Annotated in this window: 10 protein-coding genes; 4 read left to right on the top strand and 6 right to left on the bottom strand. The window is 70.1% G+C overall.

All coding sequences use genetic code 11. The annotated features are described in order from the left end of the window. Positions 1-19: 19 nt before the first annotated feature. The 3 genes from ACIGQF_RS10530 to ACIGQF_RS10520 all read right to left on the bottom strand — a co-directional run bounded on the left by ACIGQF_RS10530 (position 20) and on the right by ACIGQF_RS10520 (position 2276). The gene (locus ACIGQF_RS10530; protein WP_399707887.1) at positions 20-571 is read right to left on the bottom strand and encodes a DUF1697 domain-containing protein; all 552 of its coding nucleotides are present in this window, start codon (positions 569-571) and stop codon (positions 20-22) included. Positions 572-628: 57 nt separating this feature from the next. Next, the gene (locus ACIGQF_RS10525) at positions 629-1135 is read right to left on the bottom strand and encodes a methylated-DNA--[protein]-cysteine S-methyltransferase (protein ID WP_361560899.1); all 507 of its coding nucleotides are present in this window, start codon (positions 1133-1135) and stop codon (positions 629-631) included. A gap of 244 nt (positions 1136-1379) precedes the next feature. Next, a complete protein-coding gene (locus ACIGQF_RS10520) occupies positions 1380-2276 on the bottom strand; it encodes a glycerophosphodiester phosphodiesterase (RefSeq protein ID WP_399707885.1) in 897 nt (298 codons plus the stop codon). A gap of 428 nt (positions 2277-2704) precedes the next feature. On the opposite strand from ACIGQF_RS10520, the gene uvrB reads away from it, so the two are divergent. Together uvrB and ACIGQF_RS10510 are read left to right on the top strand one after the other, a co-directional pair. Beyond that, positions 2705-4837, top strand: coding sequence for an excinuclease ABC subunit UvrB (uvrB, locus tag ACIGQF_RS10515; protein WP_399707883.1), 2133 nt, complete (start codon positions 2705-2707; stop codon positions 4835-4837). A 323-nt stretch (positions 4838-5160) separates the two neighbouring features. Then, positions 5161-6162: a TerC family protein gene (locus ACIGQF_RS10510; protein WP_399707881.1), complete on the top strand. Its 1002-nt coding sequence runs from the start codon at positions 5161-5163 to the stop codon at positions 6160-6162. Positions 6163-6229: 67 nt separating this feature from the next. On the opposite strand, the gene ACIGQF_RS10505 is transcribed toward ACIGQF_RS10510, so the two are convergent. Next, entirely contained in the window at positions 6230-6886 is a 657-nt protein-coding gene (locus ACIGQF_RS10505) for an MBL fold metallo-hydrolase (RefSeq protein ID WP_399707879.1), read from the bottom strand. Positions 6887-6965: 79 nt separating this feature from the next. Then, positions 6966-7691 (bottom strand): maleylpyruvate isomerase family mycothiol-dependent enzyme, encoded by a 726-nt coding sequence (locus ACIGQF_RS10500; protein ID WP_399707877.1) that lies wholly within the window; start codon positions 7689-7691, stop codon positions 6966-6968. A gap of 568 nt (positions 7692-8259) precedes the next feature. On the opposite strand from ACIGQF_RS10500, the gene uvrA reads away from it, so the two are divergent. Next, positions 8260-11316 (top strand): excinuclease ABC subunit UvrA, encoded by a 3057-nt coding sequence (uvrA, locus tag ACIGQF_RS10495; RefSeq protein ID WP_399707875.1) that lies wholly within the window; start codon positions 8260-8262, stop codon positions 11314-11316. Between the two features lie 209 nt (positions 11317-11525). Here uvrA and ACIGQF_RS10490 read toward each other — a convergent pair whose 3' ends face one another. Beyond that, positions 11526-12101: a rhodanese-like domain-containing protein gene (locus ACIGQF_RS10490; protein WP_399707873.1), complete on the bottom strand. Its 576-nt coding sequence runs from the start codon at positions 12099-12101 to the stop codon at positions 11526-11528. A gap of 93 nt (positions 12102-12194) precedes the next feature. Here ACIGQF_RS10490 and ACIGQF_RS10485 point away from each other — a divergent pair, with 93 nt between their 5' ends. Next, positions 12195-12464 (top strand): metal-sensitive transcriptional regulator, encoded by a 270-nt coding sequence (locus ACIGQF_RS10485; RefSeq protein ID WP_361560897.1) that lies wholly within the window; start codon positions 12195-12197, stop codon positions 12462-12464. Positions 12465-12596 lie beyond the last annotated feature (132 nt).

Below are 12596 nucleotides of genomic sequence, written 5' to 3'. Positions count from 1 at the left end.
GCCTCAGCCGCCCTGGGCCTCACCCGCCCTCCGCCGCCCCCAAAACCCTGAGAACCGTGTTCCAGTTGCGGGCGGTGGCCGTGACGCCCAGCTTGACGCTCGCCGCGGTGACGGCCGCGGCCAGCTGGGAACGGCCGATGCCGCCCGGGCACCAGAGGTACAGGTCGCGGCCGACCAGCCGGAACGTGTCGGGCGCATACCCGGCCGGGTCCAGGGCGTCCAGCGGGGCCGTGTCGGAGGGCGGCTCCGACAGGAACGTCAGGTGCAGCGTCTTGGGCTCCGCCGCGGCCTCCGGGAACGGGTTGGCCGCCACGGCTGCGGCGATGTCGTCGCGGGTGCGGACCATGACCGGTACGGAGAAGCCCAGGGCGGCCGCGAACCCGGCCTCCAGGGTGCGCGCCGTCTCCCCCGGCGGGGTGCCGGGGTCGGCGAAGACGATGTTGCCGGTCTGGAGGAGGACGGTGACGTCCCGGAAGCCCAGCTCCGCCATGAGCGCGCGCTGCTGCGCCATGGGGAACTTCTTGTGCCCTCCGACATTGATGCCGCGGAGGAGGGCGACCTGGCGGGACATGAGCGGGGCCTTTCGTGAAAGGAGCGGGAGCCGGGCGGGACGCATGCGGCGGACGGCTCAGAACAGCGGCTGCGGGAGCACCCCCTCCAGCGCCAGGAGCTGCCGCTTCGTCTCCAGACCCCCGCCGAAGCCGCCCAGTCCGCCGCCGCTCTCGACGACGCGGTGGCACGGCACGACGACCGGCAGCGGATTGGAACCCATCGCGACGCCGACGGCACGCGCGGCACCGCGCTCCCCGACCCGGTCCGCCAGGTCCTGATAGCCGACGACCGTGCCGTACGGGACGTGGGCGGCCAGCTCGCGGAGCACCCGTTCGTTGAACCCCGAGGACAGCGACCAGTCCAGCGGGACCGTGAAGTCCCGCAGCTCACCGGCGAAGTACGCCACGAGCTCCGCGGCGGCCGTGTCCACCGCCGGTATCGCGGCGACCGGCTCGGGGCCGAACGCGCCGCGCAGCCGGGCGAGCGACCTGGCCCGGGCCCGCTCGTCGGCGTGGAAGACGACCATGGCCAGGCCCGTGTCGGTCCCGGCGAGCAGGAGCGGTCCGATGGGGGTGTCCAGCATGCGCCAGGCCCATGCGCGCGGTGGCCGGGCCGGGGTCTGCGCACCGTCTCGCGCGGGTGTCGTGGCCGTGCCGGCGGGCTCGGCGGCGGTCGCTTCGGCAGCCGCCGTTGCGGGGATTTCGCGTTCCTCGGAAATCGTCACGGCCTCAGCCTAGGGCCGCCCACCGACAAGTGCCGTGGGGAGCGGAGATGCTGCCACCGCTCCCGACGGCACGGGCCTGCGGCCCCGGTGCGAGGTCCGGGCCCTATGCGGCCGGGACCTGGAATCCGGCGCTCTTCACGGCGTCCCGGACGACGTCCGGCTTGTTGGTGATGATGCCGTCCACGCCCCAGCCCGCGACCTTCTTGGCCGTGGCCGCGTCGTTGACGGTCCAGGTGTAGACCTCCAGCGGGCGCCCGTGCGGCCCCTCGAAGGCGTGCACGGCCGCGACGTAGGCCATGCTCAGGGTCGTGTGGCTCGGGTTGATCTGGTCGGCGAACTGCGCGTACTTGGGCAGGTCGGCGACGGCCGGGGTGCCGAGGAAGCCCGTCTTGATGTCCGGCCGCAGCTCGTGCACCTTCTTGACCGAGTCACCGTTGAAGCTCTGGATGATCAGCCGGCGCTTCACGTGCTGCCGGTCGGTCCAGCCCTCGCGCCGCAGCTCACGGATGGTCTGCGCCTCGATGCCCGGGTAGAGCTCCGGGGACTTCAGCTCCAGGAGCAGCTTCTGGTGGTTGCGGGTGACCGCGTCCATGTAGCGCTCCAGCGTGGGAACCCGCTGGCCCTTGAACTTCGCGTCGAACCAGCTTCCGGCGTCCAGCTTCCGGATCTCCCCGAGGGTGAAGTCGGCGACCTTCCACGGAGAGCGGTTCGGGTACAGCTCCTCGACGTTCGTGGTGCGGTTGAGGGTCGTGTCGTGCATGACGACCAACTTGCCGTCCTTGGTGCGCTGGACGTCGTTCTCCACCCAGTCGATGCCCATGCGGTGCGCCGCGTCGACCGCGGCGATGGTGTTCTCGGGGGCGTACGCCGAGGCTCCTCGGTGTGCGACGGTGACCGGTCTGTCGTGGTGGTCGGCGGCCTGGGCGGCGGCAGCGGGGAGGCTGAACGCCGTCAGCCCCACGAGCGCGCCGGTAACGGCGGCAACAGGCCGAATGTGCATACGGGCTCCTCGGAATCGTCGTCGGCGGGGGGTGGTCGGCGGCAGGTTCCCAGCGGGGGTGTACTGGAAGATAGGTCAGAGATGGACATAAATTGAACGAGAAGTGTCGTGTGTCCTGGGTTTGGGACCGTCCGGGGTGGATTCGTGTGGCCTGGCCGCGCAACGGGAGTCCTGGCCCGAGCCGGGAAACCGCCGGTTGACCGGCGTTCGACGGCACCCGGTGGCAGATCGTCGCCTTTTCATCGATCGGCGGGTTTGGCTGGTTCGTTCCTTACGCGCCGCCGTTGCCTCGAATAGGGGTCGGAGGTGGTGGCCGGTCCGTGGGGGCGGGAGCGGGTGCCGTGACGCGGGGTGTCCGGGCGCTTCCGGTCCGTCGCCGCCGGCGTCACGGCCGCCGGTTGTCAGTGGGGGGCCGTACGGTGGGTGACATGCGGCCCGTTTCCCACATCGAACGTACGGTGGCGCCTTTCGAGGTCGTCAGCCCGTATCAGCCCAGCGGCGACCAGCCGGCGGCCATTGCCGAGCTGGAGCAGCGCATCCGCGGCGGTGAGAAGGACGTCGTCCTGCTGGGCGCGACCGGCACCGGCAAGTCGGCGACGACCGCGTGGATGATCGAGAAGCTGCAGCGCCCGACCCTCGTCATGGCGCCCAACAAGACCCTCGCGGCCCAGCTCGCCAACGAATTCCGTGAGCTGCTGCCGAACAACGCCGTCGAGTACTTCGTCTCGTACTACGACTACTACCAGCCCGAGGCGTACGTCCCGCAGTCCGACACGTACATCGAGAAGGACTCCTCGATCAACGAAGAGGTCGAGCGGCTGCGCCACTCCGCGACCAATTCGCTGCTCACCCGGCGGGACGTGATCGTGGTCTCGTCCGTGTCCTGCATCTACGGCCTGGGCACGCCCCAGGAGTACGTCGACCGGATGGTCCCCCTGAAGGTCGGCGAGGAGATCGACCGCGACCAGCTGCTGCGCCGCTTCGTCGACATCCAGTACACCCGCAACGACGTGTCCTTCACGCGCGGCACCTTCCGGGTGCGCGGCGACACCATCGAGATCTTCCCGGTCTACGAGGAGCTCGCCGTCCGCATCGAGATGTTCGGCGACGAGATCGAGGCGCTGTCGACGCTCCACCCGCTCACCGGCGAGGTCATCAGCGACGACCAGCAGCTGTACGTCTTCCCCGCGAGCCACTACGTGGCGGGCCCCGAGCGCATGGAGAAGGCCATCGCCGGCATCGAGGCCGAGCTCACCGACCAGCTCGCCAAGATGGAGAAGCAGGGCAAGCTGCTGGAGGCCCAGCGGCTCCGGATGCGTACGACGTACGACATCGAGATGATGCGCCAGATCGGCACCTGCTCCGGCATCGAGAACTACTCGCTGCACATCGACGGCCGCGAGCCGGGCACCGCGCCGAACACCCTCCTCGACTACTTCCCCGAGGACTTCCTGCTGGTCATCGACGAGTCGCACGTCACGGTGCCGCAGATCGGTGCCATGTACGAGGGCGACGCCTCCCGTAAGCGGACCCTGGTCGACCACGGCTTCCGGCTGCCCTCGGCGCTGGACAACCGCCCGCTGAAGTGGGAGGAGTTCCAGGAGCGGATCGGGCAGGCCGTCTACCTCTCCGCGACGCCCGGCCAGTACGAGCTCTCGCGGGGCGACGGCCACGTGGAGCAGATCATCCGCCCGACCGGCCTGGTCGACCCCGAGGTCGTGGTCAAGCCCACCGAAGGGCAGATCGACGACCTGGTCCACGAGATCCGTACGCGCACCGAGAAGGACGAGCGCGTCCTGGTCACCACGCTCACCAAGAAGATGGCCGAGGACCTCACGGACTACTTCCTGGAGCTCGGCATCCAGGTGCGCTACCTCCACAGCGACGTGGACACGCTGCGCCGCGTGGAGCTGCTGCGCGAGCTGCGGGCCGGCGAGTACGACGTGCTGGTCGGCATCAACCTCCTCCGGGAGGGCCTGGACCTGCCCGAGGTCTCCCTGGTGGCGATCCTCGACGCCGACAAGGAGGGCTTCCTGCGGTCGGGCACGTCCCTGATCCAGACGATCGGCCGTGCGGCGCGCAACGTCTCCGGTCAGGTGCACATGTACGCCGACAAGGTCACCCCGGCGATGGCCAAGGCCATCGACGAGACCAACCGGCGCCGCGAGAAGCAGCTCGCGTACAACAAGGAGCACGGCATCGACCCGCAGCCGCTCCGCAAGAAGATCAACGACATCGTCGCGACGATCGCGCGCGAGGAGGTCGACACCCAGGAGCTGCTCGGTACGGGCTATCGCAAGGGCGCCGACGGCAAGGGCAAGGCACCGGTGCCCGACCTGGGCGGCGCGGCGGAGAAGGGCGGCAAGAGCGGCAAGAAGAAGGCCGCCGCCACCCCGACGGACCGGCCCGCCGCCGAGCTCGCCGAGATGATCGAGGAGATGACGGAGCGGATGCGGGCCGCCGCGGCGGAGCTGCAGTTCGAGGTCGCCGCCCGGCTGCGTGACGAGGTGGGGGAGCTCAAGAAGGAGCTGCGCCAGATGAGGGAGGCAGGGCTGAAGTAGGCGGCGAAACGGGCAGAACGGTAGGCGTACGGGCGCGGCCCGTGCGCCTACCGACATGTCGAGAGGAAGGCGGGACGTCCCCTTGAACCGCTTCCGAACTGCGGTTTTGCATATCTCTTTACTTATTCATGGGGTTCCTTTACTCTCGATGGTGCGGAGGGGAGTATTCCCTGCTGCGACGTACCCGTCATCACGGATCGAATGGAGATCCCGGGGCGTCGGCCCCATCGGTGTCGCGGAGCACGGCGCGCGATCCCGGGGCGGAAGAGACCTCCGGCAGCGACGACGCTGTGGTGTTGTTACGAACCTGCCGGAGGAGTGCAGTGGACGTTTCCCTGACCATGTGGCTGCTGACCATTCTCGGTCTGTGTGCCCTCATCGCCGCCGACTTCTTCATCGGCGGCCGCAAGCCGCACGATGTATCGATCAAGGAAGCCGGCATCTGGACCGGCGTGTGGATCGCGCTCGCTGCCCTCTTCGGGCTCGGACTTCTCCTCTTCGCCGGCGGCCAGCCGGCCGGTGAGTTCTTCGCAGGCTTCATCACCGAGAAGTCGCTGAGCGTCGACAACCTCTTCGTCTTCGTCCTGATCATGGCGAAGTTCGCGGTGCCGTCGATATACCAGCAACGGGTGCTGATGATCGGCGTGCTGATCGCACTCGTACTGCGGGCCGTGTTCATCGGCGCCGGCGCGGCGATCATCGCCAACTTCTCCTGGGTCTTCTACATCTTCGGCGCCTTCCTCATCTGGACGGCCTGGAAGCTCATCCAGGAGGCGCGGGCCGAGGAGCAGGACGAGGAGTTCGAGGAGAACCGCTTCCTGAAGATGGTCGAGCGGCGCTTCCCGTCGACCGACAAGTACCACGGCACGAAGCTGTTCATCGTGGAGAACGGCAAGCGCCTGATGACGCCGATGCTGATCGTCATGCTGGCGATCGGCACCACCGACGTCCTCTTCGCGCTGGACTCGATCCCCGCGATCTTCGGTCTCACCCAGGACCCGTACATCGTCTTCACCGCCAACGCCTTCGCCCTGATGGGTCTGCGGCAGCTGTACTTCCTCATCGGCGGACTGCTGAAGAAGCTGGTCCACCTCTCGTACGGCCTGTCGATCATCCTCGGCTTCATCGGCGTGAAGCTGGTGCTGCACGCGCTGCACGAGTCGGGGGTGCACGTCCCGGAGATCAGCATCCCGGTCTCGCTGGGCGTCATCTGCGCCGTGCTGATCATCACGACGATCACCAGCCTGCGGGCCTCGAAGAAGCAGGCGCAGGCCGAGGCGGCCGCCGGTGCGCAGGACGACGAGAAGAAGTCGATAGGCGCCTGACGCCGAACGCACACGCGCGGTGTGCGGGCCCCCGCCCGCACACCGCGCGTCGTCGTTCTCGCCGGCTCTACCAGCCGCGCTCGCGCCACTCCGCGAGGTGCGGGCGCTCGGCGCCGAGGGTGGTGTCCGCGCCGTGGCCCGGGTAGACCCAGGTCTCGTCCGCCAGCTGCGCGAAGAGCTTGCTCTCCACGTCGTCGATGAGGCTGGTGAAGTGCGCGGCGTCGCCGTGGGTGTTGCCGACCCCGCCGGGGAAGAGGCAGTCGCCCGTGAAGACGTGCGGGTGGCCGTGCGGGTCGTCGTAGACCAGGGCGATGCTGCCCGGCGTGTGGCCCTTCAGATGACGGGCGGTGAGCGTGACCCGTCCGACGCTGAGGGTGTCGCCGTCGTCGACAAGTACGTCCGTCGGTACGGGGATGCCCGCGGCGTCGTCGCGGCCGGCGAAGGTCCGTGCGCCGGTCCGCTCGACGACCTCGCCGAGCGCTCCCCAGTGGTCGCCGTGCTGGTGCGTGGTGATGACCGAGGAGATGCCGCCCTCGCCGATCAGCCCGAGGAGCGTGTCCGGCTCCGCCGCGGCGTCGATCAGCACCTGCTCATCGGTTGCGCGACAGCGCAGCAGGTAGGCGTTGTTGTTCATCGGACCGACCGCGATCTTGGAGATGATCAGGTCGGTCAGCTCGTGTACGTCGGCGGGTCCGCCGACCTTGACTGCTCCGGTGTACGCCATGCCCGCAGCCTACTGGCCGGGCCCGGGGAAGCAGCGGGTGCGTACGGCCCGTGCGACCGCGCCCGGCTCGGTACCGGGATCAGCGTTCCGGCAGCTCCGGAAGGGCAGCCCCGTCGGTGGCGAGGTCGGTGCCCGCGGTACGGCCGGTGAGCCAGCCGACGAGCGCGGCCGGGGAGCCGCTGACGGTGAGCGGGGCGCCGTCCGCGCGGCCGGTACGCCAGCTCCGGCCGTCGTCCGCGCGCAGCTCCAGCGCGGCGACCTCGGAGCGGCCCTTCAGCCGCTGCTCCGCGAGGAAGGCCAGCTCGGCGTCCAGGTACTCCGGGGCCAGGTGGTCGATGGTGTAGCCGACGCCGAGGTCCACGTGGTGCAGCTCGACCTCGGCGAGGCGGCGGAAGGGCAGCCGCCCGGCCCGCTCGACGACGCCGTTCCGCATCTCCACCTCGTACGCCAAGCGCTCCGGGCCGAGGGCCTGGCAGGCCGCCTCCCAGCGCTCGGCGGCTGACCGCAGGTCCTCCAGGTGGGCCGTGAGCGGGCGGTCGGCGTCCCGCTCGATGTCGGCGTCGCGGGCGGCGGGGGAGGCGTACATGGGCGTGGGCGTGCCCGTACGCGCCCATGTGAGGAGGTTGACGAGCGCGTCGGCGTTGCGCGCGAGGTGGGCGAGCACATGGCCGCGGGTCCAGTCGGGCAGCAGGGAGGGCTCGCCGACGGCCTCGTCGTCGAGCTTGCCGACGGAGACCAGCAGGCGGTCGGTGGCGGCGTGGACGGCTGCCGCGTCGTACGCGAATTCCTGTGCGATGTCGGTCATGAACCGAAGCTAGCGCCGCCACCGTGCCTGCGGGAGTCGGCGCGCGTCGCCAGCCGGGAGCGCACGAGTGCCGGGGCACGCGCCACGGCGGAAGGGATCGGGCGGCCGCGGTGTTGTGGGAGGAGGCCGTCCGGATCGGGGCGGTGCGGGGCCGGCACCCGACGGGTTCGGTCCCTCGAACGGGTAGGTGCAGGTCAGAAGCCGTGCGAGCGGTTCGGGACCAGGCGTTGTCAGACCCCGGCAGTACGGTGAATGACGCGGTGGACTCTGCCGCCCGGCGCGTCCGTGAGCAGGTTCTCGGCACGGCGCCGCCAGGCGGTCGAAACCACCGTGCAGCAGGCTGTCCGGCGCTCGCGTGCCGGGCCACCGGCGCCTTTGCGTCAGTGGCCCGCCGTCCGGCCACACCTTCGGGTGAACCCGACCGGCGGACACCATAAATCGAATGCACGTGCTATAGGCTCGTGTGTGGCATCGAACCGACTCTGAACAGACATTGCCGCGGCGGCCCCCATACCCTGGGGCGGGGGTGCGCGGCACCCCGCCCCTCTCACGAAAGGTGCCGACCGGCGTGACAGACCGTCTCATCGTCCGTGGCGCTCGCGAGCACAACCTCCGCAACGTCTCGCTCGACCTCCCCCGTGACTCCCTCATCGTGTTCACGGGTCTCTCCGGGTCGGGCAAGTCCTCGCTCGCGTTCGACACGATCTTCGCCGAGGGCCAGCGGCGCTACGTCGAGTCGCTGTCCTCGTACGCCCGGCAGTTCCTCGGGCAGATGGACAAGCCCGATGTGGACTTCATCGAGGGCCTCTCCCCGGCGGTCTCCATCGACCAGAAGTCGACGTCGCGCAACCCGCGCTCGACGGTCGGCACGATCACCGAGGTCTACGACTACCTCCGCCTGCTGTTCGCCCGCATCGGCAAGCCGCACTGCCCCGAGTGCGGCCGCCCGATCGCCCGCCAGTCGCCGCAGGCCATCGTGGACAAGGTGCTGGAGCTGCCCGAGGGCAGCCGCTTCCAGGTCCTGTCGCCGCTGGTACGCGAGCGCAAGGGCGAGTTCGTCGACCTCTTCTCCGACTTGCAGACCAAGGGGTACAGCCGGGCCCGGGTCGACGGCGAGACGATCCAGCTCTCCGAGCCGCCCAAGCTCAAGAAGCAGGAGAAGCACACGATCGAGGTGGTCGTCGACCGCCTCACCGTCAAGGACAGCGCCAAGCGGCGGCTGACCGACTCCGTCGAGACCGCGCTCGGCCTCTCCGGCGGCATGGTCATCCTCGACTTCGTGGACCTCGACGCCGACGATCCGCAGCGCGAGCGGATGTACTCGGAGCACCTCTACTGCCCGTACGACGACCTGTCGTTCGAGGAGCTGGAGCCGCGCTCCTTCTCCTTCAACTCGCCGTTCGGCGCCTGCCCCGAGTGCACCGGTATCGGTACGCGCATGGAGGTCGACCCCGAGCTGATCGTCCCGGACGAGGACAAGTCGCTCGACGAGGGTGCCATCCACCCCTGGTCGCACGGCCACAACAGGGAGTACTTCGGCCGGCTGATCGACGCGCTCGCCGACGCGCTCGGCTTCCGTACCGACATCCCGTGGGCCGGGCTGCCGCAGCGCGCCAAGAAGGCCCTGCTCAACGGGCACCGGACCCGTATCGAGGTGCGCTACCGCAACCGCTACGGCCGGGAGCGGGCGTACACCACGCCGTTCGAGGGCGCCCTGCCGTTCGTGCGGCGGCGGCACTCCGAGGCGGAGAGCGACTCCAGCCGTGAGCGCTTCGAGGGCTATATGCGCGAGGTGCCCTGCCCGACCTGTGAGGGCACGCGCCTGAAGCCGATCGTGCTGGCCGTCAGCGTGCAGGGCAAGTCCATCGCCGACGTCGCGGCCATGTCGATCAGCGACTGCGCCGACTTCCTGCGCGACATGAAGCTGGACGCCCGCCAGAAGAAGATCGCCGAGCGGGTGCTCAAGGAGGTCAACGAGCGGCTGCGGTTCCTGGTCGACGTCGGCCTGGACTACCTCTCGCTGAACCGCGCGGCCGGCACCCTGTCCGGCGGCGAGGCCCAGCGCATCCGGCTCGCCACCCAGATCGGTTCCGGGCTGGTCGGCGTGCTGTACGTGCTCGACGAGCCGTCGATCGGCCTGCACCAGCGGGACAACCACCGCCTCATCGAGACGCTGGTCCGGCTGCGGGACCTCGGCAACACCCTGATCGTCGTCGAGCACGACGAGGACACCATCAAGACCTCGGACTGGGTGGTGGACATCGGCCCCGGCGCCGGTGAGCACGGCGGCAAGGTCGTGCACAGCGGCCCGTTGAAGGAGCTGCTGGCCAACGAGGAGTCGATGACCGGGCAGTACCTCGCCGGCAAGAAGGTCATCCCGACGCCGGACGTGCGCCGGCCCGTCGACCCCGAGCGCCGCCTGACGGTGCACGGGGCGAAGGAGAACAACCTCCAGGACATCGACGTCTCCTTCCCGCTGGGCGTGCTGACCGCCGTCACGGGCGTCTCCGGATCCGGCAAGTCGACGCTGGTCAACGACATCCTCTACACCCACCTGGCGCGCGAGCTGAACGGCGCCAAGTCGGTGCCCGGCCGGCACACCCGGGTCGAGGGCGACGACCTGGTCGACAAGGTCGTGCACGTGGACCAGTCGCCCATCGGCCGTACGCCGCGGTCGAACCCGGCGACGTACACCGGCGTCTTCGACCACGTCCGCAAGCTGTTCGCGGAGACGATGGAGGCGAAGGTGCGCGGCTATCTGCCGGGCCGGTTCTCCTTCAACGTCAAGGGCGGCCGCTGCGAGAACTGCTCCGGCGACGGCACGATCAAGATCGAGATGAACTTCCTGCCGGACGTCTACGTCCCGTGCGAGGTGTGCCACGGGGCGCGGTACAACCGCGAGACGCTGGAGGTGCACTACAAGGGCAAGTCCATCGCCGAGGTGCTGGACATGCCGATCGAGGAGGCGCTGGACTTCTTCGAGGCCGTGCCGACCATCTCGCGGCACCTGAAGACGCTCCACGAGGTCGGCCTCGGGTACGTCCGGCTCGGGCAGCCCGCGCCGACGCTCTCCGGCGGTGAGGCGCAGCGCGTGAAGCTGGCGTCGGAGCTGCAGAAGCGTTCGACGGGCCGCACGGTCTACGTCCTGGACGAGCCGACGACCGGTCTGCACTTCGAGGACATCAGCAAGCTGATCCGCGTGCTGTCCGGCCTGGTCGACAAGGGCAACTCCGTGATCGTCATCGAGCACAACCTCGATGTGATCAAGACGGCCGACTGGCTCGTGGACATGGGCCCGGAGGGCGGCAGCGGCGGTGGCCTCGTCGTCGCCGAGGGCACGCCGGAGCAGGTCGCGGCGGTCCCGGCCAGCCACACCGGCAAGTTCCTGCGGGACATCCTCGGCGACCGGGTCAGCGACGCCACCCCGTCGAAGAAGACGGCGGCCAAGCGCGCGGTGGCGAAGAAGTCCACGTCCGCCGCGGCGAAGGCGCCGGCCAAGAAGACTGCGGCGAAGAAGGCCGCGGCCAAGAAGACGGTGGCCGCGGAGAAGTCCCCCAAGAAGAAGACGGTGACCAAGGCGGTCAAGCCGAAGACGACCCGCGCGAAGGGGAAGGCCGCGGGGTGAGGCGGAGGGCGTGGCCGGGCCTGGTGGGGGAGCCGGGCCCGGCGGCGCCGGGGCGGACGAGGGGCAGTGACAGTTGGCTGCACTGATGGCCGCCCCTATGACCACCTCTTAGGCCGTCACGACGGAGGCGGTGGGGCGCGCCGTGCCCGCCCACGGCCGTCACCCACGCAGTGCCGGCCCTCACGGCCGCGGCCGTGAGGGCCGTGGGGTCAGTTCTCCATGGTCTGGAGGGTGGCTGCGAGGGACGGGGTGGTGGCGGGGCGGCGGTTGTGGGGGAGCTTGGCCAGGGCCCTCGCCATGCCGCAGGTGTCGGTGACGGCGGAGAAGACCAGGCCGGCGCCGATGGCGGCGGAGAGGTACTTCGCACCCGGCAGGACGCGGTCGGCGAGTACACCGGCCAGCACGATCGATCCGGCGGCCAGCCGTACCTGGCGCTCCATGGGCCAGACGGCGCGGCCCTCGGCCGGGCGTTCCAGGGGCTGGCCGACGGCGGCCCAGGCGCTCGTGCCGCCGGTCACCGAGGCGGCCGTGACCCCGGCGTCGGCGAGCAGGTCGCAGGCGGTGGCGGAACGGTTGCCGCCCGCGCAGACCACGGCGAGCGGCCCCCGCGCGGTGACCGAGCGCAGGACCGGTACGGCGCGGTCGAGCTGGTCGAGGGGGACGTTGAGCGCGCCGGGGATGTGTCCCGAGGCGTACTCCCCGGGCGTGCGGACGTCGATGAGCGTCAGCTCCGGAAGGCGGGGGCGGAGCTCTTCGACCGACAGGGGAGCGGCGGGGGTGGCCATGGGGGTCCTCTCGCAGACGTACCGGGAATGCGGGTGCAAGGACCAGCGCTACCATACCCGCGGGGGTATTCGTGGAAAGGAACGGCCGTGGAGCTGCCAGCAGAAGAACTGAAGGGCGCGGTCAACCGGCTGCGCCGGGCCCAGGGGCAGATCTCCGGGGTCATAGGGATGATCGAGCAGGGCCGGTCCTGCGAAGAGGTCGTCACACAGCTCGCCGCGGCCTCCCGCGCCCTGGACCGGGCCGGTTTCGCGATCATCGCCACGGGCCTGGAGCACTGCCTGACGGACGACGGAACGGGGCCGGAGATGGAGCGCGACGAGATGCGCGCCAAGCTGGAGAAGCTGTTCCTGTCGCTGGCGTGAGCCCGGCGAGCGGCCGGGGCACCCGCCGTCGGGGCGACTGCCCCGCGTGAGCCGCTGGGCCGCCTTCCTGGGGTGAGCCGCCGGGGCGACTGCCTGGGGTGATCGGGACACACCCCGGGCCTGTCGACCGGT

The sequence above is a fragment of the Streptomyces sp. NPDC053560 genome, from assembly GCF_044544605.1.
In the GTDB taxonomy this organism is placed as follows: Bacteria; Actinomycetota; Actinomycetes; order Streptomycetales; family Streptomycetaceae; genus Streptomyces.
Note: the sequence above shows the minus strand (reverse complement) of the source record. Positions and strands in the feature narration are given on the sequence as shown.